The following is a 23,805-nucleotide window of genomic DNA, read 5'->3' on the forward strand; positions in this document are numbered from 1 at the left end:
AATACTCCGGGTTTTCCGGGTCGCCTGCCGCCACGCGACAACGCTACGCCCCGCGTGACTGGTTACCGACCGGTAGATAGCGGCCCCGGCGGGGGTGCAAGAATCTGCCCCATGACTAGCGTGTCCAAGGTGCCTGAGGACTTCGTACCCGGACTCGAGGGCGTCGTGGCCTTCACCACCGAGATCGCCGAACCCGACAAGGACGGCGGCGCGTTGCGGTACCGCGGCGTCGATATCGAGGACCTGGTCAACCAGCGCGTGACGTTCGGCGACGTGTGGTCGCTGCTGGTCGACGGGAGGTTCGGCAACGGGCTGGCGCCCGCCGAACCGTTCCCGTTGCCGATCCACAGCGGCGACGTGCGCGTCGACGTGCAGGCGGGGCTGGCCATGCTCGCCCCGATCTGGGGCTACAAGCCGCTGCTCGACATCGACGACGCGACCGCGCGCGACCAGCTCGCCCGCGCGTCGGTGATGGCGCTGTCGTACGTCGCGCAATCCGCGAGGGGTATTCACCAGCCCGCTGTCCCGCAGCGCACCATCGACGAATGCGCTACCGTCACAGCGCGTTTCATGACCCGCTGGCAGGGTGAGCCGGATCCGCGGCACGTCGAGGCGATCGACGCGTACTGGGTGAGCGCCGCCGAGCACGGCATGAATGCATCCACGTTCACCGCCCGGGTGATCGCGTCGACCGGTGCCGACGTGGCCGCCTCGCTGTCGGGCGCGGTCGGCGCGATGAGCGGACCCCTGCACGGCGGCGCCCCGGCGCGCGTCATCCCGATGATCGAGGAGGCCGAGCAGAGCGGCGACGCGCGGGCGGTGGTCAAGGGCATCCTCGACCGCAAGGAGAAGCTGATGGGCTTCGGCCACCGGGTGTACCGGGCCGAGGATCCGCGGGCGCGGGTGCTGCGCGCCACGGCCAAGCGGCTCGAGGCGCCGCGCTACGAGGTGGCCGCCGCCCTCGAGCAGGCGGCGCTCACCGAACTGCGGGAGCGCCGCCCCGATCGGGCCATCGAGACGAACGTCGAGTTCTGGGCCGCGGTGATCCTGGACTTCGCGCAGGTGCCGACGAGGATGATGCCCGCGATGTTCACCTGCGGCCGCACCGCGGGCTGGTGCGCGCACATTCTCGAACAGAAGCGGCTCGGCAAGCTGGTGCGCCCGTCGGCGATCTACGTCGGCCCCGGCCCGCGCAGCCCGGAGTCCGTCGAGGGTTGGGACCGCGTCGTCAGGCCGTGAGCATGACGGCGTTCGCGGCCGCGGCACACAGTTTCGCGGGCCTGGTGCGCGAGGTTCCCACCGGGGCGTGGGACGGCCCCGGCCTGGGCGAGTGGGATCTGCGCGCACTCGTCGGCCACACCTCCCGCTCACTGACGACCGTGAGCGGCTACCTCGCCACCCCCGCGGAGCATGAAGACATCGCCACACCGCAGGACTATTACGCCCGGGTGACCCCGGCGGCGCTGGGCATCGCCCCCGCCGATGTCGCCGAGCGCGGCCGGCGAGCGGGCAGGGACCTCGGCGACGATCCAGCCGGCGCCGTCGCCGCCCTGGTGTCGCGCGTACTGGCCGAATTGGAGCCCGTCGACGACCCGCTGATCGCGGTGATCGGCGGGCTGGGCATCCGGCTGCGCACCTACCTGCCGACCCGCACCTTCGAGCTCACCGTGCACAGCTTGGATATCGCTGCAGCCCTTGGGGTTTCGTATTCACCTCCGCCCGAGGCACTGGAGGAGGCGCTGGCGTTGGCGGGCCGGATCGCCGCGCGTACCGGCCGGGGTGAGACGGCGCTGCTGGCGCTGACGGGCCGCCGACCGCTGCCTGACTCGTTCTCGATCGTCTGACCGGCCGCACTTGTCGGTGCCCGGGTGTTACATGGCGGAGTGCCGATGAGTTCGGCGGACTAGCCGAGTCGGTACCGATGACAGACCGAACACACAGACGAGGAGCTTGCGAAATGGCAATCGAGTTTCAGCCGACGGTGTCGCCGATGCTGACGGTCAGCGACGGTGCGGCGGCGATCGATTTCTACGTCAAGGCTTTTGACGCCGAGGAGCTGGGCAGGGTGCCCGGGCCCGACGGCAAGCGACTATTTCACGCCGCGCTGCGGATCAACGGGGCGGTGGTGATGCTCAACGACGACTTCCCGGAGATGAACGAGGGTAAGTCCGCAACGCCCGAGGCGCTGGGCGGCTCCCCGGTCACCATCCATCTGACGGTCACCGACGTCGACCAGAAGTTCCAGCGGGCGGTCGACGCCGGCGCGACCGTCGTGATGCCGCTCGACGACATGTTCTGGGGTGACCGCTACGGCGAACTACGGGATCCGTTCGGCCATCTGTGGTCGATGGGACAGCCGATCCGCGAGGTCAGCCCCGAGGAGATCGAGCGGGCGGTCCAGCAGCACTAGCCCGCCGTCAGACCGTCGCGCCCGGGATGTGGGCCAGCAGCACCCACAGCGGCAGCGAGTTCGACCCCGCGATGGCGCTGATGGTGTCGATGCTGGCCGGCTTCGGCGTGCGCTCGAGCTCGGGTGTCGACGGATCGGACCCGTAGAGACCGAACTGCAGGTGATAGCCCTCGGACCACTCCAGGTTGTCGACGAACGACCAGTAGGTGTAGCCGCGGATGTCCGTGCCGTGCGCGACCAGGTCCTGTACGACGGCGATGTGGTTGGCGATGTAGGACGGTCGCTTGGTGTCCTCATCGTCGGCGATGCCGTTCTCGGTGACCCACAACGGCTTCCCGTAGGACGCCGCCACCTCGAGCACCTCACGGAAGCCGCCCGGGTCGATCGGCTGGTTGAAGTCGCTGCAGGTCGGCGAGGTAGCGGCACACCGCACGGGCAGCCCGCGCAGGAACGGCAGCCCCGGGATCGGCGCCAGCCCGAAGCCCTGCATGGGTTGCGAGCCGTAGTACTGCACACCCATGAAGTCGACCTTGTCGGCGAACTCCGGATGGACCTCGTCGGCGGTCTTGATCCCGTCGAGGTTGGCGTCGACCCAGCCGTCGATCACGGCGTTGGGGAACCAGCGGTTGAAGGCCCGGTTCCATGCATCCGCGGCCTGCACGTCGAGCGGGTTCACCGGGTTGGCCGGCCGCGCCGGGACCATGTTGTTGGTGAACCCAACGAACGCCTCGGGCCGGCCGTCCGTCGCCGACGTGTTGTCCCATTCGTGGATCGCGTCGTAGGCCGCCACGTGCGCCTTGGCCTGGTTGACCAGGAACGTCGATGCCAGATCGGGCCTGATGAGGCCGGGCGGCCAGGCGGGCACGACGCCCGGCAGGGCGAAGAACTGCGTCAGCACCGGCGGGAACGGCTCGTTGAGCGTCGCCCAGTTGTCGACCTGGCCGCCGTACTTCCATGCCAGGTACGCCGCGTACTTCTCGAACTCGACGGGCGTGGCAGGCGAGAGCCAGCCCGCGGCCGGTGCGGGCAGTCCCAGCTGGGCCAGGATCCGCGTCGTGGCCGGGTCGTGCACCCAGGCCGGCAGGGTGAAGTGGGTGACCGTGACCATGGGCTCCAGCCCGTGGGCGCGCAACGACGCCAGCACATCGCGGTAGTGGTCGACCTCGTCCTGGTTGGCCAGCGCGTCGAGCGCCTGCAGGTCGGCGAGGCTCACGACGCCGCCCTCATCCGAAATATTTACTGAGGCAGTCGATTTCGAGAAGATGCGGCTCCACTCGATGCCGATCCGGAACGTGTTCATGTCGAGCTCGTCGCGGGCTAGTTGGGCGTCCTCGTCGTATCGGACGTAGGCGCCGGGGCCGTTCTCCGGCACGCCCTTGGTCAGGCCGAGGAGCTGGTTGAGCGGGTCGTGCACCCACTTGTACCAGTCGGAGTTGGGGTCCACGGGTGAACCGGGACCGCCCTCGGCCTGGAACCCGGAATGGGCCACGCCCCAATGGAAGTCGTCGGGCAACGACAGGTCGACTCCCTCGACGGCGGTCACGGTGACCCTGATGGTGCGCGCCACCCGGTGGCCACCACCCGGAATGATCAGGTTGCCGACAATGGGCACGAACTGCAGCAGCCCGAGCGGCCCGTTGAGGTGGAAGCCCGCGGCCTCGTCGTCGACGACGACGACGAACTCGTCGGTCCCGCCGACCGCCGCCATCGCGTTCATCGGCCGGTAGGTGAAGGTGCCGTCGTCGGCCACCTCGACCACACCGCCGTTGAGCGGCCTGCCGATCACGGTGTAGGTCAACGGGTCGCCGTCCGCGTCGGCCGCACCGATGCTGCCGGTGATAACGACGTCACCGTCCTCGTCGAGGCCCTGGCTGTTGCCCACCGGGTTGTAGGCGATGGTCGGCGAGGAGTTGAAGAACTCGCGGCGGACCCAGGCCAGCAGGGTCCACAGCGTCGGCGGGCCACTCGGCGGCGCGGGCAGGCCCGCGGCGAACGGGCTCAGCACCGCGTTGACGAGGCTCGACACGATGTCCACCACATAGGTGATCGCCGTGACCGGGTCGTAGGCGGTGGGCCACGGCCGCAGCGAGGGGACGGTCGGCGGTGTCAGCGCGGCCGTCGTGACCACGGGGACGGACGTCGTCGTAAACGTCTGTGGGACAGCGGGGTCGACCGGTACGGTGTCCGTCGCCGGTGCGGCGGCAGGTTCCGCGTCGACACGCACCTGCGTCGCGTCGAGCGTCGACTCCGGCGGGTCGGGCGGGGCGTCGGCGCCGGACTCGGGTTCGGGTTCGGATTCGCCCGCCGCGGGCGGTCCGTCTGCTGCCGTCGGCTCGGGCTCCTCGGTCGGCTCGGGCTCCTCGGTCGGCTCGGGCTCCTCGGTCGGCTCGGGCTCCTCGGTCGGCTCGGGCTCGTCCGTCGGCTCGGGCTCGTCGGCCGGGTCGGCGTCATCGGTTGACGACGGCTCCGGCGCCGAGTCCGCGCCGGGGGATTCCGCGGACGCCGGGGCGTCGCTCGCATCCGACGGCGACGAGTCCGACGACGGCGTCTCGGCCCATGCGGGGCCGCACCCGTACCCGGTGATCACCGCCGCCCCGATTCCCAGAGCGACGGCCAGCCGACCGACCCGACCTACACACGCTGCGCCCTTCACGGGTCTGGGTTTACTACTCTGTGCTGCGCCCCGTGGCGGATTGCGCGACTTCGGTCGGGCGAGCGATCACCGGCGCAGCCCCGCCAGCAGGCGTTGCCGGATCGGCGGTGCCGGCGCGCTCGCGGCGGCGACCAGCATGTCGGCGACCCTGGTGAACTTCTCGCGCGGCCGGTCGTCGCCGCCACGGGCGATCTCGGCGGCGTCGATGGCCTTCCACCCCTCGGCGTCCACCACGTCCCGCCGGCGGCTCCGCACCAACTTCTCCAGCGCGCCGGGCCCACTGGTCGGGTTGCTCAGCAGACCGTCGTTGTAGTCGGCGACCAGGTTGCTCACGGTCTGCGCCGCGCACGACTTGTTGGTGCCGATGAACCCCGTCGGTCCGCGCTTGATCCAGCCGGCGACATAGCCGCCGCGCACCGGCGCGCCCGTCTGCGGGTCGACCACCCGGCCGCCGTCGTTCGGCACGACAGCGGCCGCATCGTCGAACGGAAGATCGCGAATCGGCTTGCCGCGGTACCCGATCGACGTCAGCACCAGCCCGGCGTCGAATCGGCGCACCTCGTCGGTGCCCGACACGGTGAACTCGATGCCCTCGGCGCGGCCGTCGCCGACGACCCGTCCCGGGGTCAGGTGGTAGGCCAACCGGATGCGGGGCCCGCTCACCGGCGCCGAGGCGTCGCCGAGCTTGCTGAGGATCTCGAGCTTGCTGCGCGTCAACGGATCCTCGACCGCCGCGAGATCGCTGATCACCATGTCGTGGTCGTCCGCGTCGAGCACGACCTCGCACGCCGACGTCAACCCGATCAACTCCGGCAGCGTGAACGCCGAGTGCGCGGGCCCGCGCCGGGCGGCGATCACGACCTCGGCCACCGTCGATCGCCGCAGCGCGGCCAGTGCGTGGTCGGCGATGTCCGTGCGGGCCAGACGGTCCGGGTCGGTGGTCAGGATGCGCGCCACGTCGAGCGCGACGTTGCCGTTGCCGACGATCATCACCCGCTCGTGATCGAGATCGACTGACAGGTCGGTGAATTCGGGGTGTCCGTTGATCCAGGCCACCATCTCGGTGGCGGTTCCGGTGCCCAGCATACCCATGCCGTCGATATCTAGGCGCCGATCGTTGGGCGCGCCGACGGCGTACAGCACGGCGTGGTGATGGGCCAGCAGTTCGGCGTGCGTCAGATCGGATCCGACGTCGACGTTGAGGTAGAACGAGAAACCGGGCACCCGCGTAATGCGGTCGAACAGCCTCGTCACCCGCTTGGTGCTCTGATGGTCGGGCGCCACACCGGCGCGCACCAGGCCGTACGGGGTGGGAAGGCGTTCGAAGACGTTGACCCGCACGCCGGTCTGGGTGAGCAGCTCGTCGGCGGCATACATCGCGGCCGGTCCGGACCCGACGATCGCAACCGTCAGCGGACCGCCGGAGCGGGGATGCACGTGCGGGGCCTCGAGGACCGGCGCCAGCTTCGACGTCGGCGGCAGCTTCCCGTCGGGCTTCGGATAGAACGCGGCGTTCAGCTCGACGAACGGAAGCTGCTCGGGCTGCAGGCGCGTGTCCGGCGCGATCGCCCCGACCGGACAGGCCGATACGCACGCCCCGCAGTCCACGCACGACGCCGGGTCGATGTAGAGCATCTCGGCGGTGGCGAACCCCGGCTCGTCCGGCGAAGGATGGATGCAGTTCACCGGGCAGGCGTAGACACAGGACCCGTCACTGCAACACGACTGGGTGATCACATGGGGCACGAAGTCTCCAACGGTCCTAGGCGGCGGCGACCACGTGCCGGCGGGCCGGCTCGCTGCGGTAGCGGCTCGGCGGGCCGTCGATCTTGCAGATCCGCCACATCAGCCGCGCGAGCGGGTTCATCAGACCGGTGTCGTGGCAGAGCATGCGCACGTCGCCGAACATGTCACGTAGCCACTGCCGCGATGCCGGCGAGCGGAAGAACAACTCTCTCTTCACGGACTTCGGGATGTCGAACTCCCGCCAGAACGACTTCGGCGGGACGACGATCGCCTGGCACAGGATGCGCATCACGACCGGCACGTACAGCGACAGTCCGAACCGCTGCCGGCGCGACAGGTGCGGCAGGCGCCTGCGCAGGTACTCATGGGCGAACGAGATGTGTCGCGCCTCCTCGGCCACGTGAATGGCCATGACGCGCTCCATGATCGGGTGCAGCGCTCGCCCGTTCCCGCCCTCGCGCAAGATGCTCTTCTGCGTGTGGTCGATGGGCTCCTCGCCGGCGAGCACGCCGAAGAAGAACGGGATCGGCAGCGGGCCCGCGACCAGCGGGATGAACGGCGACAGCCACCGCAACATCCGCGGCATGCCGGGCACGTCGGCGCCGATGCGGTTCACCATCTCCTGGAACATCATGGTGTGGTTGCACTCTTCGACCGACTCGTGCATGCAGTACCGGTACTCCGGCGAGCCGTTGGGCACCCAGAACGCGTAGTTGGTCAGGCCGCGGATCAGGATGATCTCGAACTGCAGGCCGACCTTGGCGACGTTGGCCTGACGCCACATGCCGATCTCGATCTGGCGCTGCAGCGGCTGGGACTGGTACCAGGGGTGCCCGCCCAACGGATCGGTGCCGGGCAACACCCAGCGCTCGTCGTCGCGGGTGACGGCGAACTCGGGTGAGTTCCACTCGATGTCGGTATAGGGGTTGAAATTGCGCCGCACCGACCCCTCGGACAGAGTGGCGAGCGTGCCGGTGTACTCCCGGTCTTCCGGGCCGTCGCCGATCTCCATGTTGTGTCGCCAACGCCTGACCATGCGCGTCCGGGCCATCTGATGCCTCCCCTGTGAGGTTTACCGTCGTGCCTGCGTTGTCCGAGACGGTACCGCAGGTATCGCATACCGGGAATACCCCGTAACCGCGATGTGTCACACGGGCCTTGTCCGATGGAAATGTGACGGAGGACACACCTGATGGGCGGTGGCGACCCGTGATCAGCGGCCCAGGGTGGCGCCGTTGGGCCCGCGTGGTGTCGGGATCAGCGGGTTCGACGGCCCGATCTGTCCCGGGTCGAGAATCGGCGGGATGGTCGTCTGTTCCGGTGACCGCGGCACATTCTGTGCCTCCGGTACCGGTGCCACGCACTTGCCATCCGCACCGGCCCAGTCTCCGCCGGACTTGATGCAGCAATACTGCAGAACCGCCTGCCATTGGTCAGACGTGGTCGGGTCCTTGGACTGCTCCGCCAAGCACGAGTCGTATACCCCGATGTCCCAGACGGCTTCGGCGCCCGCGGTCACGGTGGCTCCTGCGGCGAGGCCGCCCGCGACCGTCGTTGAAGCGAGGCACCGGCCGAGGCGAGCGGCAAGGGTGCCGCGGTGTGTCGATGGCATTTCGTGTCCTTCGTCGATCCTGGATGTCTGGTCGCGGCCCACTCGGGACGGTGGCTATCCCAACGTGCCGCTGTGGGACCCACGCGGCGTCGGAACAAGTGGGTGGGCCGGGCCGGTCTGTTGCGGCGGGTTCTGCAGTACCGGTGGCGTCCCGGTCTGCTCCGGTTCTCCCGCGTCCAATGGCGCGGGCGCCACGCACTTGTAGTTCTCGGCGTCCCACTCCCCGTCGCTGTACATGCAGCACTTGTAGGCGCTCAGGGTGCCGATCGCCATGCACTCGTCGTACACCCCGATGTCCCATTCACGACTTGGAGCTGGATGCGGATCGGTGGGTTCAGCGCCGGCGACCGCGGAATATCCGAATCCGCTCACGATCGCGGCCGCGAAGAGCAAGCCCGTCGAAAAGGTTGTCCCCATGATGTTTCCTCACTGTGTGCTCGACCGAATATGCAGTGCCGCAATGTCTTACGGATTCGGAGCCAGAGCCGTCGGCAGCGGGTTTGCGACGCCCGGGCGCGAAGGAATCGGCCCACCCGGATCGGCTACAGGCGGGGAATCGCCCGGGGCTTGCGGACCGGCGCCGAGAGGGGCCGGCGCTTCGCACTTGCCCTCCTTGGCATTCCACTCCCCGCCGGACAACGCACAGCAGGTGGGTGCCCTGACGTCGCCGTTGACGAAGATGCACTCGTCGTAATGTCCGATGTCCCACTCGCGACCGGGGGCGGGATGTGGGTTGGTCGGTTCGGCACCGGCGACCGCGGGATGTCCGAGTCCGATCGCAACCGAGGCCGCGAGGAGGGCAGCGGGCGCGACCTGTCGCACCCGGGCCGAAATGGTCCTCATGATGCTGTCGTTCCGCCCGAAGGAGCGGGCGACGCCTGTCGTGTGTTCCGTCGATTTCATCGGGGGTCCTTCGCGTGTCGATGCCTCGACACTGGCCCGGTGCCGTTGCCCGCGCATGGGGCATTTGCCTCAATTCCCCCTCGGCTGCGCCGCCGGCCGCCTTCGCGACGGTGCCCGGAGCGTGGTTCGCGCGCTCCCGCTCCCGCAGTTGATTCGCGGCTCACTACCCTTGGGGCCATGGCCGACCTGACGATCCCCGCCGACCTGAAACCACGCGACGGCCGTTTCGGCTGCGGACCCTCCAAAGTCCGGCCCGAGCAGCTGGCCGCACTCGCGGCGGCCGTCGACCTGTTCGGGACGTCGCACCGGCAGGCGCCGGTGAAGAACCTCGTCGGACGGGTGCGCGACGGGATGCGCGAGCTCTTCTCGCTCCCGGACGGCTACGAGGTGATCCTCGGCAACGGCGGCGCCACAGCGTTCTGGGACGCCGCGGCGTTCGGATTGATCGACAAGCGGTCACTGCACCTGAGCTACGGCGAGTTCAGCTCGAAGTTCGCCTCGGCGGTGGCCAAGAACCCGTTCGTCGGCGACCCCGTCGTCATCAAGGCCGACGCGGGCAGCGCACCCCAGCCGCAGTCCGATCCGTCGGTCGATCTCGTCGGCTGGGCGCACAACGAGACGTCGACGGGCGTGGCGGTCGGCGTGCGGCGGCCCGACGGCGACGCATTGGTGGCGATCGACGCGACGTCCGCGGCGGGGGGCCTGCCGGTCGACATCCGCGAGACCGACGTCTACTACTTCGCCCCGCAGAAGAACTTCGCCAGCGACGGCGGGCTCTGGCTGGCGATCATGTCCCCCGCGGCACTGGCCCGCGTGGAGGCGATCGCCGGCTCGGGCCGCTGGACGCCGGAGTTCCTGTCGCTGCCGATCGCGATCGACAACAGCCTGAAGAACCAGACGTACAACACCCCGGCCATCGGCACGCTGGTGCTGTTGGCCGAACAGCTGGACTGGATGCTGACCAACGGCGGTCTGGACTGGGCCGTCAAGCGCACCGCGGATTCGTCGCAGCGGCTCTACGGCTGGGCCGAGGCATCGCCGTTCGCCACCCCGTTCGTCACCGACCCCGAGTTGCGCTCCCAGGTCGTCGGCACCGTCGACCTCTCCGACGCCGTCGATGCGGCCGCGGTGGCCAAGACGCTGCGGGCCAACGGCATCGTCGACACCGAGCCGTACCGCAAGCTCGGCCGCAACCAGCTACGCATCGGGATGTTCCCGGCCGTCGACCCCGACGACGTCAGCGCGCTGACCGCGTGCGTCGACTGGGTGGTCGAACGCCTCTGATCTGGCGTGTCCTACCAGGTAACAGGCGGATAACGCAGTAGTGTCCGAATGATCGGGCTGGGCACTAGCCCGGAGGAGGTCGGCATGCGGGAACTCAAAGTCGTCGGACTCGATGTGGACGGCAAACGAATCATCTGCGAGGTCGACGGCTCCGGCGAGAAGTTCCTGCTGCGACCCGACGACCGGTTGCGGGCTGCCGTGCGCGGCGACAAGGTGAGCTCGAGCCCAACACGAAGTGAGGCCGAGGTTTCAAACGTGCTGCCCCCCAAAGAAATTCAGTCCAGGATCCGCGCGGGCGCGTCCGTCGAGCAGGTCGCCGAGGCGGCCGGGGTCGACGTGGCACGGGTTGAGCGGTTCGCCTATCCGGTGTTGCTGGAGCGGTCGCGGGCCGCCGAGCTGGCAACCGCGGCGCATCCCGTGCTCGCCGACGGTCCCGCCGTGCTGACCCTGCTCGAGACGGTGACGACGGCGCTCATCGCCCGCGGGCTCGATCCCGAGGGCACCAACTGGGACGCCTGGCGCAACGAAGACGGTCGTTGGACCGTTCAGCTGGCGTGGAAAGCGGGCATGTCGGACAACACCGCGCACTTCCGGTACACCCCGGGCTCGCACGGCGGCACGGTGACGGCGTTCGACGACGCGGCGTGCGAGCTCATCGATCCCGACTTCGCGCGTCCGCCGCGACTGGTGGCCGCGCTGCCCGAACCGGAACCGCAAACCGGACCCGCGCTCGAAGAGCCGACCCTGCCGATCGACCCGCCGGTGCAGGCGCCCGAACCCGAGCCCGAGCCGGCCCCCGCCGCCAAGCCGCCGAGGGCACGTAAGGGCAAGGCCAGGCCGGCGGTACCCGCCTGGGAGGACGTGCTGCTGGGCGTGCGGTCCGGCGGCCAGCGCTAGGCGCCGACACCCACGGCGATCAGGATCACCCATGCGGTGGCCACCCCGACGCCGGTACCCAGCACGAACCACCGCCACACCGGCAGCTTGCGCCAGCCCCACACCGTCGGGGCCAGGCCACCGACCGCGACCAGGTTGAGCCCGACCGCCAGCAGGGTGTGCACCCGCATCAGCCCCAGGCTCAGCACCACGACGGCAGCCGCGGTGACCGCGGCGACGAACGCCGCCACCGTCAACCCCATCGCCCACGGCGTCGAGTCGTCGGTCATCTCACTGTCCCCGATCGCTTCGCTCCAGCCCGCCGGAGCCCAATCTAACCCGCTCGTAGAAGGCCAGCGCGGCGGCCGTGGCGACATTGAGCGAGTCCGTGCCTCGCGACATCGGGATGCGCACCCGCAGGTCGGCGGCACGCATCGTGCGTTCGGTCAGTCCCGGACCTTCCGCGCCGACCAGGATCGCGACCTTGTCGCCCGCGACGCTCGTCATCGCATCGGCCAGGGTCGGCACCGTCGCGGTCGGCGTCATCGCGAGCAGGCGAAAGCCGCTGTCGCGCAACAACTCCAGATCAGCGGGCCACGCCTGCGCCCACGCGTAGGGCACCAGCAGCGCGTGGCCCATCGACACCCGCACCGCGCGCCGGTACAGCGGGTCGGCGCACCCGCTGCCGAACACCACCGCATCCACGCCGAGGCCGGCCGCGTTGCGGAAGATCGAGCCGAGGTTCTCGTGGTCGTTGACGCCTTCGAGCACCGCGACGGTGTGCGCGCCGTCGAGCACGGACGCCACCGACAGCTCGGGCGGCCGTGACGCCGACCCGAGCACGCCGCGGTTGAGATGGAAGCCGACGACCTCGGCCATCACGTCGGCCGGCACCCGGTAGTACGGGGCCGCGACGCCGTGCAGGTCGGCCTCGAGTTCGCGCAGGCGCCGGTCGGTGCCCATGAACGCGCGCGGAGTGAACCGCGACGCCAGCATCCGCTGCACCACCAGCACACCCTCGGCGATCACCAGCCCCTTGCCGGTCGGCAGGTCGGGCCTGCGGTCCACGCTGTTGAGGTCGCGAAAGTCGTCCAGCCGCGGATCGGACGGGTCGGCGACGTCGACGAGATTCAGGCTCACGCGCTTTCGTCGACGATGGCGGTCATCAGGTCGGCGGCCATAAGCAGGGTCTCGCGTTGGTCGGCGTCGAGGCCCGCCAATCGCTTCGTCAGCCACTCCTGGCTGGCGCGCCGCTCGGCCTCGATGAGGTCCAGGCCCGCGGGCGCCACCGACACCAGCACCTGGCGCCCGTCTCCCGGGTGCGCCGAGCGCACCACAAGCCCCAGCTCGGACAGCGACGAGATCACCCGCGTCATCGACGGCGGCCGCACCCTCTCCCGCACAGCTAACGCGCCTGGGGTCATGGCACCTTCTTTAGCAAGAGTGGTGAGCGCCGAGAGTTGCGACAGCGAAACCGGGGAATCCGGACGCCGGAAGCGTAATTGACGCGCGAGACGAATAACGGCCAGCGACAAATCGTTCGCCAGCCGACCGTCCCCGTCCCTCACACAGCAAATTGTAACGAGCGTCGAACAACCGCGGACCGCAAATGGGCTACGTTTCATATCGATGACCCCGCAACCGCCGACGCTGCCCGCCATTCTGCTCAAGCCGTGGCCGGTCATCGTCGCGATCGCCGCGGCATGGGCGGTCGCGGCGGTTCTGGCGTTCACGGTGGCCTCGCTGCACGAGTGGCGACCGTACACCCTGGCCGGCCTCGGCGTCGGTGTGCTCGGCACGTCGATCTGGTTGGTGCAACGGCGGGCCGCACGGCGCGGTTCGCGGGGGGCTCAGAGCGGGCTCGACTGAACACGACGACAGGAGGCGAACAATGGCAGCACCGCTGCTGCAGGCGCAGATCGATATCGATGCCCCGGTGGCCAAAGTGTGGGACTTGGTGTCCGATCTCAAGTTGATGCCGCAATGGAGCCCGCAATGCCGGCTGATGAAAGCGTTCGGCCCGGTGCGCGCGGGTGCCCGGACGATCAATCTGAACCGGCGCAAATTCCTGTTCTGGCCCACCACCAGTCAGATCACCGAGTTCATTCCGGAGAAGAAGTTCGCGTTCCGGGTGAACGAGAACGGCACGGTGTGGAGCTACGAACTCGAGCCCACCGACACCGGCACCAGGCTGGTCGAGACGCGTCATGCCGAGAACGGGGTTAAGCCCTTCTCCACCATCACGGTCAACGCGTTGATGGGTGGGGTGCCCAGCTTCGAGCAGGAACTCGTCGACGGCATGAACGCCTCGCTCGCGCGGATCAAGGCCGCCGCCGAAAGCTAGTCGGTCGGCTCGGTCAGGTCCAGCACACCGTCGTCGAACGGGTCGTAGAGCGGGGAACCGCTGCCGGGCGGCTGCGGGGTGTCCGAGTGTGCGCCGCAACCGTATTCGGCGTCGACGATGTGGCCGTCGGCGGAGAACTCATTGGCGCACACCCCGAACATCGTGCCCAGCGATCCGGACAGCGGCAGGTAGAAGCCGCAGTCACGGCACACGCGCCGGGTCGAGCGCGCCATGGCCGATCCGGGTCCGTGGTCCCCGTCGTGCCACCGCTGCGCCGCGTCGGCGCGGCCCCACGGGCCGAGCACCTGCCTGCGGCCGAAGCCGACCTCGGCGGCGACCTCGTCGACCTGGGGATCGCCGCTGGCCACGTAGCCGGGTACCAGGCGAGGGTCGTCGGAGGGCGGGGCGAGCAGGTCGCCGGGACTCAGATCGCCGGGCCGGACCCGCTGGTTCCACGGCACCCACTTGGGGGCCAGCAAAGCTGTGGGCCCGGGGACCAACACGACCTCGCTGATCGTGGCGTGGTCGGCGCCGGGCCACGCCGCGACGACGACGGCCCACTGCCAGCCGCGGTAACCGGGCATGTCGGCGAGGAAGCGGTGCGTGGCCGCGGTCGGGTCATCGAAGCTGGCGCCGAGGTACTCGCCGACGGTGTCCTCGCCGCTGAACTCGACGATCGCTGCGCGGGCATCGTCGACGGCGCCCAGGAGCACCGCCTCCAGGTCGGGGCGCTCGGGTGAGTCCGCGCCGTGCTCGGCAGATTCGGTCACGCTGTCCATCGCCACTAATAGTGCCTGACCGGCGAACCGGTAGCCACACCGGTTGGCTGCACGCCCGCTACCGCTGCGATGGTGGAGAATCGAGGTCGTGACCGGACCGCGGCGTGACCACTGGGACCCCACGGCGCGCCGCGACCCCCGCTACTACCCGCCGCGGCCGCCCGCCGACGACGCAGAGCATCCTGGAATGGCGAACTACCCCAGCGACGGCAGTTACCGCCGTCCGCGCCGGAGCGGACCGACGCCGAGCGCGAACCGCTGGCTGCCACCGCTGGACGATCCCGCCCGCGAGTTCGTCTCCGATCCGCCGCCGCGCACCATCGGTGGCGCGGCTGGCGAGAGGGTCACCGTGACCCGGGCGGCCGCGCAGCGCAGCCGCGAGATGGGTTCGAAGATGTACGGCCTGGTGCACCGGGCGGCCACCGCCGACGGCGCCGACAAGTCCGGGCTGACCGCGCTGACGTGGCCGGTGGTCGCGAACTTCGCCGTCGACGCGGCGATGGCCGTGGCACTGGCCAACACGCTGTTCTTCGCCGCCGCCTCGGGAGAGAGCAAGGCCAAGGTCGCGCTCTACCTGCTGATCACCATCGCGCCGTTCGCGGTCATCGCGCCGTTGATCGGCCCGGCGCTGGACCGCCTGCAGCACGGCCGCCGCGTCGCACTGGCCACGTCGTTCGTGTTGCGCACGGTGCTGGCGGTGGTGCTGATCGCCAACTACGACAGCGCCACGGGCAGCTTCCCCTCGTGGGTGCTCTACCCCTGTGCGCTCGGAATGATGGTGCTGTCCAAATCTTTCAGCGTGCTGCGCTCCGCGGTCACCCCGCGGGTGCTGCCGCCGACCATCGATCTGGTCCGGGTGAATTCGCGGTTGACGACGTTCGGACTGCTGGGCGGGACCATGGTGGGCGGCGGCGTCGCCGTGGGGGCGGAGTACTTCTTCAAGCTGTTCGGTATGCCGGGGGCGCTGTACGTCATCGTCGCGGTCAGCATCGCGGGCGCGGTGCTGGCGATGCGGATCCCGAAGTGGGTCGAGGTGACCGCGGGTGAGGTTCCCGCGACGCTGAGCTACCACGGCCGCACCGGCGAACTGCGCCGCCATCCCGAGCAGCTGCCGTCGAAGGATGCGCGACAGCCGTTGGGCCGCAACACCATCACCGCGCTGTGGGGTAACTGCACGATCAAGGTGATGGTCGGTTTCCTGTTCCTTTATCCGGCGTTCGTCGCCAAATCGCACGACGCCGGCGGTTGGGAACAGTTGCAGATCCTCGGCCTGATCGGCGCGGCGGCGGCGATCGGCAACTTCGCGGGCAACTTCACCAGCGCCCGGATGGCACTCGGCCACCCGGCGCAGGTGGTGGTGCGCTGCACCGTGGTGGTCACCGTCGCCGCACTGGCGGCCGCGCTGACCGGCAACCTGCTGGTGGCGGCGATCGCCACGCTGCTCACCTCCGGGGCGAGCGCGATCGGGAAGGCGTCGCTGGACGCCTCGCTGCAGGACGACCTGCCGGAGAGGTCCCGCGCGTCGGCGTTCGGGCGCTCGGAGTCGTTGCTGCAGTTGGCCTGGGTCGCCGGCGGCGCGGTCGGCGTGCTGATCTACACCGAACTGTGGGTCGGGTTCACCGGCATCACCGCGGTGCTGATCCTCGGGCTGGCTCAGACGGTCGTGAGCTACCGCGGCGAGTCGCTGGTCCCAGGCTTCGGCGGCAATCGCCCGGTGCTCGCCGAGCAAGAGGGTGGCCGACCGGACACCGCGGCGGTGGCGCCGGAGTGAAACGCATGCTCGCCGCGCTGGCGGCCGTGGTCGTCGTCGCGTCGGTCGGCACCGGTCTGCTGATCTGGCAGCTCAGCGGGGACGAAGCACCGAAATACCCTGAGATCAGCGCGTATTCGCAGGGAGATACGGTCCGGGTGGGGCCGTACCGCTACTGCGAGGTGCTCAACCCCACCAAGTGCGAGGTGTTCGAGGATCAGGGCGAGTTGTCGGTCACCGAACGCGCCGCTGTGCAACTGTCGGTACCACCGCAGATCGCCAGGGCGCCATGGGTGTTGTTGCGCCAGTACGAGGATTCCGACGTCGTCGAGGAATTCCGGCCCGACACGAGGCTGGCGGTGACCATCCCCACGGTCGACCCGCGGCTCGGCAAGCTGACCGGCCTGGCGGTGCTACTGCCCACCCTGGTGCGGATCGACGGTGAAGAGGTGCCCGCACCGCACGCCGAGTGGTCGGTGCGCACCGTCTGGTCCTAAACGCTGTGCCCCTCCGGCACCCGCTCGCCCTCACGCGTCGGCCCCGGCGCTGTGCCGTCGCCGAACGGTCTGCCCCCCAACGCTTCCCGGCCATGCGGGGTGAGCCAGTTTGACAGGTCCGGCCCCTTCGGCACCACTTTGGTCGGGTTGATGTCGGTGTGCACGATGTAGTAGTGCTGCTTGATCTGCACGAAATCGATGGTGTCGCCGAAGCCTGGCGTCTGGAACAGGTCGCGGGCGTACGCCCACAACACCGGCATCTCGGCGAGCTTGCAGCGGTTGCACTTGAAGTGCCCGTGATAGACGGGGTCGAAGCGGGCGAGAGTGGTGAACACTCGCACGTCGGCCTCGGTGATGGTGTCGCCCACCAGGTAGCGCCTGCTCTCCAGGCGCTCGGAGAGCCAGTCGAGCGCGGTGAACAACCGGTCGTAGGCCCGTTCGTAGGCCTTCTGGGACCCGGCGAAGCCGCAGCGGTACACGCCGTTGTTGATCTCGGTGTAGATCCGCTGGGCGACCTCGTCGATCTCGTCGCGCAACTTCTCCGGGTATAGGTCGGGGGCGCCGTCGCGGTGATACCGCGTCCACTCGGTGGAGAAGTCGAGCGTGATCTGACCGAAATCGTTGGTGACGACCTCCCCGGTCGGCACATCGACGACGGCGGGCACCGTGATGCCCTTCTCGTAGTCCGGAAACCTCTCGAGGTAGGCGTCCTTGAGTCGCGGGATCTTCAGGACGGGGTCGACGCCGCCGGGGTCGAGGTCGAACGTCCAGCTGTCCTCGTCGTGGGTCGGGCCGCAGAAGCCAATGGACAGAACGTCTTCCAGGCCGAGCAGCCGACGGACGATGATCGTGCGGTTGGCCCACGGGCAGGCCCTCGCCACGACGAGCCGGTACCGGCCGGGCTCGACGGGATAGCCGTCGCGGCCGTCCGCCGTGATGCGGGTGGTGATGTAGTCGGTGTCGCGGTTGAACTCGCCTTGCGACTTGGTTGTATCGGCGACATAAGCCATGACGATGATTCTTCCCCGCCGAAACTGAACTTATGCAGGGGATGAGGGCGAATTTCCTGCACAGCCTCAGATTCGCCGAGGGGAACCGGAGGCGCGCCGACGGCGTCGTACCGGCATGGACTGGCCATTCGTCGGCACCGAGGCCGTGGCGGCCGGCGCCGTCACCCGTCATCAACTCGCCACGCGGTATGAGGCGATTTATCGCAACGTCTACCTCGCGCGGGGCGAGCAGGCGACCCCCAGGCAGAAGGCGTACGCAGCCTCGTTGTGGTCACGACGACGGGCGACGATCGTCGGCGTATCGGCCGCAGCGATTCACGGGTCGAAGTGGATCGACCAGCGGTTGCCCGCCGAGCTGAACCGGTGCAATCAGCACAAGACCAGGGGCATCGTGCTGCACAACGACACGCTCGCCGATGACGACGTCGTGATGCGTGACGGCATCCCGGTGACGACGCCGGCGCGCACCGCTTTCGACCTCGGCCGCCGGTACGGGCGCACGCTGGCGGTCATTCGCGTCGATGCCCTATTGCAGGCAACCGGCGTGAAGTTGGCCGATGTCGATGGGTTGATCGACCGCCATCGTGGCACCCGCGGGGTCGTCCAGCTTCGCGACGTGATCGATCTCGCCGACGGCGGAGCGGAGTCGCCACAGGAGACACGAACGCGTCTGGTGCTGACCGATGCCGGACTCCGGCCGACTCACACCCAGATCGAGGTGTTCGATCGCTACAACAGTCAGGTCGGCCGCATCGACATGGGTTATCCCCGATACAAAGTCGGCGTGGAGTACGACGGCGGCCAACATTGGACGGTCCCGGCCATCCGCGCGCGCGACATCGACCGACAGGCCGAGCTCGAAGCGCTGGGCTGGCGACTCATCCGGGTCAGCGCCGACATGCTGCGCTACCGGCCCTACACCATCGTCGAGCGCACCCGGACCGCATTACGCGCGGCCGGCGCAGCGGTCTGACCGCCGAAACTGAGGTTGTACAGGTCAAATGCGCGAAATAGCCTGCACAAGTTCAGTTTCGGCGCAAAGAGAGCGTCAGGCGTCGAGCTCGCGGGCGACCGCCCGCACCACCTCGGACACCCGCCGTGCGGCCTTGCGGTCCGGATAGCGACCCTTGCGCAGCTCGGGCTGCACCGCGCTCTCCAGCAGCGTGATCATGTCCTCGATCATCCCGTGCAGTTCGTCCGGGGAATGCTTGCGTTCGGCGGCCGCCGCCTCGCGACGGGTCCGCGTCAGGCTCGGCGGCGGCTCGAGCACCTTCAGGCTCAGCGCCTGCGGGCCGCGGCGCCCCGCCGCGACACCGAACTCGACCCGCTGCCCGGCCTTGAGGGTCTCGACACCAGAGGGCAGCGCCGAGGACCGGACGTAGACGTCCTCACCGTCCTCCTGCGACAAAAAGCCGAAGCCCTTTTCGGCGTCGTACCACTTAACCCGGCCGGTCGGCACTGGTCTCACCTGCTTGTCCTGGTCACCACATATCGAACATAAGGAAAGCGCCCCGAATGCGCCGGGACGCGTTGCTGTCCGATCCTACTCGGACCTCGGCCTCGCCAGCACCCCCTTATCGGTAGGCTGAGACCACCGCTGGAGGAGAAGAAGCGCCTGATATGCGATTGATACTGAACATCATCTGGTTGGTCTTCGGCGGCCTGTGGCTGGCCCTGGGGTACCTGCTGGCGGCGCTGCTGTGCTTCGTCCTCATCATCACGATCCCGTTCGGATTCGCCGCCCTGCGCATCGCGGTGTTCGCGCTGTGGCCCTTCGGCCGCACCGTCGTCGACAAGCCCGGGCCGCGGCCCGGCGCGCTCGTCGGCAACATCATCTGGATCATCCTGTTCGGCATCTGGCTGGCCATCGGCCATGTCCTCACCGCGATTGCGATGGCGATCACGATCGTCGGCATCCCGCTCGCGCTGGCCAACCTCAAGCTGATCCCCGTCTCGCTGATGCCGCTGGGCAAGGACATCGTGCCCGTTGATTCGGTCGCCAACCCCGAGCGAGCGTTCGCATGACGGTCGTCGGCCTCGGGCTGCCCACGGTCGCGTCGGCCGCGCCCGCCGCGCCGGCCCCCGCCGACGGGCCGCTCATCGACACGTTCGGCCGTGTCGCCACCGACCTGAGGGTCTCGCTGACCGACCGCTGCAACCTGCGCTGCACCTACTGCATGCCCGAGGACGGCCTCGACTGGCTGCCGGCCGACCGGCTGCTGCGGCCCGACGAGCTGACCCGATTGCTGCGCATCGCCGTGACGAGGCTGGGCATCACCAGCGTGCGCTTCACCGGCGGTGAGCCGTTGGTGGCCAGGCACCTCGAGGACGTCATCGCGGCGACGGCGTCACTGCGGCCCCGCCCGGAGATCACCTTGACCACCAACGGCATCGGCCTCGCGCGGCGCGCGGCGAAGCTGCGCGCCGCGGGCCTGGACCGCATCAACGTCTCGCTGGACACCGTCGACTCGCAGCGCTTCGCCGCGATCACCCGCCGCGACCGGCTCCCCGACGTGCTCGACGGCCTGCGGGCGGCGAAGGCGGCGGGCCTGGACCCGGTGAAGGTCAACGCCGTCCTCGATCCGGTCACCGGACTCGACGACGCGGTCGCGCTGCTGCGGTTCTGCCTCGGCCACTCCTATCAGCTGCGCATCATCGAACAGATGCCGCTCGACGCCGGCCACCAGTGGCAGCGGGGCCGGGCGGTCAGCGCCGGCGACATCCTGGCCACGCTGCGGCAGCACTTCGACCTCACCCCCGACGCGGCCCCGCGCGGGTCGGCGCCCGCCGAGCTGTGGCGCGTCGACGGCGGTCCCGCCAAGGTCGGCATCATCGCCTCGGTCTCGCACGCGTTCTGCGCCGCGTGCGACCGGACCCGGCTCACCGCCGACGGCCAGGTGCGCAATTGCCTGTTCGCCCGGCAGGAGACCGATCTGCGCGGGCTGATGCGCGCGGGTGCCGGCGACGCCACGGTCGAAGCGGCGTGGCGCACCGCGATGTGGGCCAAGGCGGCGGGCCACGGCATCAACGATCCCGACTTCGTCCAACCCGACCGGCCGATGAGCGCGATCGGCGGGTGAGAATGCAGGTGACCGTTCGCTACTTCGCGGCCGCACGGGCCGCCGCGGGTAACGATGAGGAGACGATCCGGCTACAGCCCTCGACGACGGTCGCCGAACTCGTGGCGCAACTAGGCGCACGAGACGAGAATCTGGCGAAAGTCCTGCTGCGCTGCTCTTTTCTGTGCGACGGCATCGCGGTGCGCGACGACGCGACGGTATTGGGCGACGCTCAAACGGTCGATGTTCTTCCCCCGTTCGCCGGCGGATAGTCGTGATTTGCATCACATAACGAAATGGTCACGGACTGGCTACGGAGCGGTGGAGCCTCGTCGAGTCCTGCGGAAACGCGTTGAATTGCTGGGCTTTTAGAGCCCTTTTAGGATTTGCCGCGCCCTGAAACGCCGTTACCGGCAAAAGATGACGAGCCGTTTGAGAGCCGTTACGGTTCAGTCCCAAGCCGGTCGACCCTAATCGCCTGGCCCGCCGTGCCCAATCGCGCCGAGCTCCATCCGTTGGCGCACGGACAACCGACGAACAACTTGGATGGAGGCGGGGGACCCACCGGTCCGCCGAGCACTAGCGGACCAGGAGCCATTTCGGTTCCTCGGGGTGAAGCCGTCGTCGCATGAGCGACGCGGCCGGGCGACCTCTCCAGCCCGAACCCGACAGCTGACCTCGCGGGCGCCGAAGAGAGGAAACTGGCGCACCTATGAGTGGACGGCACCGCAAGCCCACTACATCTGCCGTAAACGTCGCGAAAGTCGCCTTCACCGGCGCAGTCCTCGGCACCGGAGGCCTCGCCCTCGCCGGGCACGCCAACGCCGCGACCGACGGCGAATGGGATCAGGTCGCCAAGTGCGAATCCGGCGGCAACTGGGCGATCAACACCGGCAACGGCTACCAGGGCGGCCTTCAGTTCTCGCCCAGCACCTGGAGTGGTCACGGCGGCGGCGAGTACGCACCCGCCGCGCACCTGGCCACCAAGGAAGAGCAGATCGCCGTCGCCGAGCGCGTGCTCGGCAGCCAGGGCAAGGGCGCATGGCCGTCGTGCGGTGGCCCGCTGTCGTCGTCGACCCCGCGCAACGTCGTCGACGACGCCGTCCAGGCGGTCCAGAACCTGCTGCCTCCGCCTCCGCCGCCGTTCGACCCCTTCGCACCGCCTCCGCCGCCCGCGCCGGCTCCGATCGACGCCTTGGCCGCTCCGGTGCCGCCTCCTCCTGCCCCTGCGCCGCTGCCGCCTCCGCCGCCGCCCGCACCCGCTCCGGTCGACGCGCTGGCCGCCCCGCTGCCCGACGCACCACCGCCGCCTCCTGCCCCTGCGCCGCCACCGCCGCCGCCGGCACCCGCTCCGTTCGATGCGCTGGCCGCCCCGGTGCCGCCTCCGCCGGCACCGGTCGATCCGCTCGCGCCTGCCCCCGCCCCGCCGATCGACGCGCAGCCCGTCGCGAACTGGGACGTCGCACCCGATGCGCCGGTGCCCGGTGAGCAGCCCGCCCTGTGGGCGCTGCACGCCGACGCACCGCTTCAGCCCGCGCCGCCGCTCCCGCCGGTTCCGCCGGTTCCGGCACCCCCGGCACCGCCCGCGCCGGGGGTCCCGGCGGCGCCTGCCGATTCACTCGCGGCGCCCGCGCCCGGGCCGGACGGCACTCCGCATCTCGTCAGCCCGGAGAATCTGCCGCCGGGAACGACCGTCGATCGCGCCCAGTTCACCGACGACAGCCCGAACGTCTCCTACCTCAAGGAGATCTGGCACGCGATCCAGACGCAGGACATCACCGGCAAGGACGCCCTGCTGGCGCTGACCCAGCGTCCGCTGACCACGCCGGACACCCCGGGTGGTGCGGCGCCGAACCTTCCGGGTGCGCCGGTCGACCCGGCCGCCCCGGTTCCGCCTCCTCCGCCCGCGCCGCTGCCTCCGGTTCCGCCGGCCTAGGCGGAGTTCACCCACTCCTCGGAGCCGTCGGCGAAGAACTGGTGCTTCCACACCGGGAGCCGCTCCTTGACGACGTCGACCAGGCGCGCGCACGTCTGAAACGCCGCGGCGCGATGGTCGGCGGCGACGGCGGCGACCAGGGCGGCGTCCCCGATCCGCAAGTCACCGATGCGATGGCTGACCGCGATGGCCCGCACGCCCTCGGCTTGCGCGGCGATCTCCGCGGCGACGTCGGCCAGTGTCTGCGCCGCAGAGGGGTGTGCCGAATACTCAAGGCGCACAACGTCTTTCCCGCCGTCATGGTTGCGCACCACCCCGGCAAAGCTCACCACCGCCCCGGCTGCGGCGTCGGCGACCAGCGCCTCGTGCTCGCCGACCTCGATGGTCTGCTCGGTCAGCTCGGCGCGCAGCACGACGGTGGTCATCGCGGGTGCTCCTCTCCGCCGAGTTGATCCAGCGCATGGTCGAGCACGCCGGCCAGCACGCCGAGGCCGTCCTTCACCCCGCCCGGCGATCCGGGCAGGTTCACGATCAGCGTGCGGCCCTTGACTCCGCACACGCCGCGCGAGAGCACCGACGTCGGCACCTTGTCCTCGCCGGCGCGGCGGATCGCGTCGGCGAGTCCGGGGATCTGGTAGTCGACGATCCCGGCGGTCGCCTCGGCGGTGCGATCGGTCGGCGAGATGCCGGTGCCGCCCGAGGTGATGACCACGTCGACGCGTTCGGCCACCGCGGCCGCGATCGCGTCGGCCACCGGGCCACCGTCGGACACGACGACGGGCGCCGGGGCGGCGATGTCACGGCCGGCGAGCCAGTCGACGATGATCGGCCCGGTGCGGTCCTCGTACACCCCGGCGGCCGCACGGGTCGAGGCGATGACGACGCGGCCGGATCTCATGATTGTCTGTTCTTCGCGCAGAGGCTCATCACCGTTGTCTGTTCTTCG

General features: G+C 69.6%; 28 protein-coding genes and 1 riboswitch. Of the genes, 14 read left to right on the top strand and 14 right to left on the bottom strand.

Annotated features, from left to right (window positions below; translation table 11 throughout):
- Positions 1–120: 120 nt before the first annotated feature.
- From ABGB19_RS07255 to ABGB19_RS07265, 3 genes are all read left to right on the top strand, one after another.
- Positions 121–1,239: a citrate synthase 2 gene (locus ABGB19_RS07255; RefSeq protein WP_347685656.1), complete on the top strand. Its 1,119-nt coding sequence runs from the start codon at positions 121–123 to the stop codon at positions 1,237–1,239.
- A 2-nt stretch (positions 1,240–1,241) separates the two neighbouring features.
- Positions 1,242–1,844, top strand: a complete 603-nt coding sequence (locus ABGB19_RS07260; protein ID WP_347685196.1) for a maleylpyruvate isomerase N-terminal domain-containing protein — start codon at positions 1,242–1,244, stop codon at positions 1,842–1,844.
- A 113-nt stretch (positions 1,845–1,957) separates the two neighbouring features.
- Positions 1,958–2,410 (top strand): VOC family protein, encoded by a 453-nt coding sequence (locus ABGB19_RS07265; RefSeq protein WP_347685197.1) that lies wholly within the window; start codon positions 1,958–1,960, stop codon positions 2,408–2,410.
- A gap of 7 nt (positions 2,411–2,417) precedes the next feature.
- On the opposite strand, the gene ABGB19_RS07270 is transcribed toward ABGB19_RS07265, so the two are convergent.
- From ABGB19_RS07270 to ABGB19_RS07295, 6 genes are all read right to left on the bottom strand, one after another.
- Positions 2,418–5,063 (bottom strand): family 1 glycosylhydrolase, encoded by a 2,646-nt coding sequence (locus ABGB19_RS07270; RefSeq protein ID WP_347685198.1) that lies wholly within the window; start codon positions 5,061–5,063, stop codon positions 2,418–2,420.
- Positions 5,064–5,129: 66 nt separating this feature from the next.
- Positions 5,130–6,809 carry an FAD-dependent oxidoreductase gene (locus tag ABGB19_RS07275; protein WP_347685199.1) on the bottom strand — a complete coding sequence of 560 codons (1,680 nt, stop codon included), beginning with the start codon at positions 6,807–6,809 and terminating at the stop codon, positions 5,130–5,132.
- A 16-nt stretch (positions 6,810–6,825) separates the two neighbouring features.
- Positions 6,826–7,860: a diiron oxygenase gene (locus ABGB19_RS07280; protein ID WP_347685200.1), complete on the bottom strand. Its 1,035-nt coding sequence runs from the start codon at positions 7,858–7,860 to the stop codon at positions 6,826–6,828.
- A gap of 162 nt (positions 7,861–8,022) precedes the next feature.
- The gene (locus ABGB19_RS07285; RefSeq protein WP_347685201.1) at positions 8,023–8,421 is read right to left on the bottom strand and encodes a hypothetical protein; all 399 of its coding nucleotides are present in this window, start codon (positions 8,419–8,421) and stop codon (positions 8,023–8,025) included.
- A gap of 54 nt (positions 8,422–8,475) precedes the next feature.
- Positions 8,476–8,838, bottom strand: a complete 363-nt coding sequence (locus tag ABGB19_RS07290; protein ID WP_347685202.1) for a hypothetical protein — start codon at positions 8,836–8,838, stop codon at positions 8,476–8,478.
- Between the two features lie 48 nt (positions 8,839–8,886).
- Positions 8,887–9,264: a hypothetical protein gene (locus tag ABGB19_RS07295; protein ID WP_347685203.1), complete on the bottom strand. Its 378-nt coding sequence runs from the start codon at positions 9,262–9,264 to the stop codon at positions 8,887–8,889.
- A gap of 237 nt (positions 9,265–9,501) precedes the next feature.
- On the opposite strand from ABGB19_RS07295, the gene serC reads away from it, so the two are divergent.
- Together serC and sepH are read left to right on the top strand one after the other, a co-directional pair.
- On the top strand, positions 9,502–10,608 hold the full coding sequence (gene serC / locus ABGB19_RS07300; RefSeq protein WP_347685204.1) for a phosphoserine transaminase: 1,107 nt from the start codon (positions 9,502–9,504) through the stop codon (positions 10,606–10,608).
- 84 nt (positions 10,609–10,692) lie between these two features.
- Positions 10,693–11,505, top strand: coding sequence for a septation protein SepH (gene sepH, locus ABGB19_RS07305; protein ID WP_347685205.1), 813 nt, complete (start codon positions 10,693–10,695; stop codon positions 11,503–11,505).
- On the opposite strand, the gene ABGB19_RS07310 is transcribed toward sepH, so the two are convergent.
- Genes ABGB19_RS07310 through ABGB19_RS07320 form a run of 3 tightly spaced genes read right to left on the bottom strand, consistent with a single transcriptional unit; the run spans position 11,502 to position 13,052 of the window.
- Positions 11,502–11,774 carry a DUF2537 domain-containing protein gene (locus ABGB19_RS07310; RefSeq protein WP_347685206.1) on the bottom strand — a complete coding sequence of 91 codons (273 nt, stop codon included), beginning with the start codon at positions 11,772–11,774 and terminating at the stop codon, positions 11,502–11,504. The two genes, sepH and ABGB19_RS07310, sit on opposite strands and share 4 nt — an antisense overlap.
- Position 11,775: 1 nt before the next feature.
- On the bottom strand, positions 11,776–12,624 hold the full coding sequence (locus ABGB19_RS07315) for an RNA methyltransferase (protein WP_347685207.1): 849 nt from the start codon (positions 12,622–12,624) through the stop codon (positions 11,776–11,778).
- Entirely contained in the window at positions 12,621–13,052 is a 432-nt protein-coding gene (locus ABGB19_RS07320; RefSeq protein WP_347685208.1) for a MarR family transcriptional regulator, read from the bottom strand. The genes ABGB19_RS07315 and ABGB19_RS07320 overlap by 4 nt, the downstream gene beginning before the upstream one ends.
- Positions 13,053–13,113: 61 nt before the next feature.
- Between ABGB19_RS07320 and ABGB19_RS07325 the strand changes: the two genes are divergently transcribed.
- On the top strand, positions 13,114–13,353 hold the full coding sequence (locus ABGB19_RS07325) for a DUF2530 domain-containing protein (RefSeq protein ID WP_347685209.1): 240 nt from the start codon (positions 13,114–13,116) through the stop codon (positions 13,351–13,353).
- Positions 13,354–13,375: 22 nt separating this feature from the next.
- On the top strand, positions 13,376–13,828 hold the full coding sequence (locus ABGB19_RS07330) for an SRPBCC family protein (protein WP_347685210.1): 453 nt from the start codon (positions 13,376–13,378) through the stop codon (positions 13,826–13,828).
- On the opposite strand, the gene ABGB19_RS07335 is transcribed toward ABGB19_RS07330, so the two are convergent.
- On the bottom strand, positions 13,825–14,607 hold the full coding sequence (locus ABGB19_RS07335; RefSeq protein ID WP_347685211.1) for a DUF3027 domain-containing protein: 783 nt from the start codon (positions 14,605–14,607) through the stop codon (positions 13,825–13,827). The genes ABGB19_RS07330 and ABGB19_RS07335 overlap by 4 nt on opposite strands.
- 187 nt (positions 14,608–14,794) lie before the next feature.
- On the opposite strand from ABGB19_RS07335, the gene ABGB19_RS07340 reads away from it, so the two are divergent.
- Both ABGB19_RS07340 and ABGB19_RS07345 read left to right on the top strand, forming a co-directional pair.
- Positions 14,795–16,378 carry an MFS transporter gene (locus tag ABGB19_RS07340; protein WP_347685657.1) on the top strand — a complete coding sequence of 528 codons (1,584 nt, stop codon included), beginning with the start codon at positions 14,795–14,797 and terminating at the stop codon, positions 16,376–16,378.
- The gene (locus ABGB19_RS07345) at positions 16,375–16,854 is read left to right on the top strand and encodes a DUF2771 domain-containing protein (RefSeq protein WP_347685212.1); all 480 of its coding nucleotides are present in this window, start codon (positions 16,375–16,377) and stop codon (positions 16,852–16,854) included. The genes ABGB19_RS07340 and ABGB19_RS07345 overlap by 4 nt, the downstream gene beginning before the upstream one ends.
- On the opposite strand, the gene ABGB19_RS07350 is transcribed toward ABGB19_RS07345, so the two are convergent.
- Positions 16,851–17,864 (bottom strand): glutathione S-transferase C-terminal domain-containing protein, encoded by a 1,014-nt coding sequence (locus ABGB19_RS07350; RefSeq protein ID WP_347685213.1) that lies wholly within the window; start codon positions 17,862–17,864, stop codon positions 16,851–16,853. The genes ABGB19_RS07345 and ABGB19_RS07350 overlap by 4 nt on opposite strands.
- 115 nt (positions 17,865–17,979) lie before the next feature.
- Here ABGB19_RS07350 and ABGB19_RS07355 point away from each other — a divergent pair, with 115 nt between their 5' ends.
- Positions 17,980–18,837 carry a DUF559 domain-containing protein gene (locus ABGB19_RS07355; protein WP_347685214.1) on the top strand — a complete coding sequence of 286 codons (858 nt, stop codon included), beginning with the start codon at positions 17,980–17,982 and terminating at the stop codon, positions 18,835–18,837.
- A 75-nt stretch (positions 18,838–18,912) separates the two neighbouring features.
- On the opposite strand, the gene ABGB19_RS07360 is transcribed toward ABGB19_RS07355, so the two are convergent.
- A complete protein-coding gene (locus ABGB19_RS07360; protein ID WP_347685658.1) occupies positions 18,913–19,323 on the bottom strand; it encodes a cold-shock protein in 411 nt (136 codons plus the stop codon).
- Positions 19,324–19,484: 161 nt separating this feature from the next.
- Between ABGB19_RS07360 and ABGB19_RS07365 the strand changes: the two genes are divergently transcribed.
- From ABGB19_RS07365 to ABGB19_RS07380, 4 genes are all read left to right on the top strand, one after another.
- Positions 19,485–19,889 carry a YccF domain-containing protein gene (locus tag ABGB19_RS07365; protein WP_347685215.1) on the top strand — a complete coding sequence of 135 codons (405 nt, stop codon included), beginning with the start codon at positions 19,485–19,487 and terminating at the stop codon, positions 19,887–19,889.
- Entirely contained in the window at positions 19,886–20,944 is a 1,059-nt protein-coding gene (gene moaA / locus ABGB19_RS07370) for a GTP 3',8-cyclase MoaA (RefSeq protein WP_347685216.1), read from the top strand. Before ABGB19_RS07365 ends, moaA begins: the two co-directional genes overlap by 4 nt.
- Before the next feature lie 2 nt (positions 20,945–20,946).
- A complete protein-coding gene (locus tag ABGB19_RS07375) occupies positions 20,947–21,195 on the top strand; it encodes a MoaD/ThiS family protein (RefSeq protein WP_347685217.1) in 249 nt (82 codons plus the stop codon).
- A gap of 249 nt (positions 21,196–21,444) precedes the next feature.
- A riboswitch (cyclic di-AMP (ydaO/yuaA leader) is annotated at positions 21,445–21,625 on the top strand.
- 10 nt (positions 21,626–21,635) lie between these two features.
- Positions 21,636–22,859, top strand: a complete 1,224-nt coding sequence (locus ABGB19_RS07380; RefSeq protein ID WP_347685218.1) for a transglycosylase family protein — start codon at positions 21,636–21,638, stop codon at positions 22,857–22,859.
- Here the strand turns inward: ABGB19_RS07380 and ABGB19_RS07385 are convergent.
- Both ABGB19_RS07385 and ABGB19_RS07390 read right to left on the bottom strand, forming a co-directional pair.
- Positions 22,856–23,284, bottom strand: coding sequence for a molybdenum cofactor biosynthesis protein MoaE (locus ABGB19_RS07385; RefSeq protein ID WP_347685219.1), 429 nt, complete (start codon positions 23,282–23,284; stop codon positions 22,856–22,858). The genes ABGB19_RS07380 and ABGB19_RS07385 overlap by 4 nt on opposite strands.
- A complete protein-coding gene (locus tag ABGB19_RS07390; protein ID WP_347685220.1) occupies positions 23,281–23,757 on the bottom strand; it encodes a MogA/MoaB family molybdenum cofactor biosynthesis protein in 477 nt (158 codons plus the stop codon). Before ABGB19_RS07390 ends, ABGB19_RS07385 begins: the two co-directional genes overlap by 4 nt.
- Between the last annotated feature and the right edge of the window lie 48 nt (positions 23,758–23,805).

Source organism: Mycobacterium sp. B14F4, from assembly GCF_039871645.1.
Classification (GTDB): Bacteria; Actinomycetota; Actinomycetes; order Mycobacteriales; family Mycobacteriaceae; genus Mycobacterium.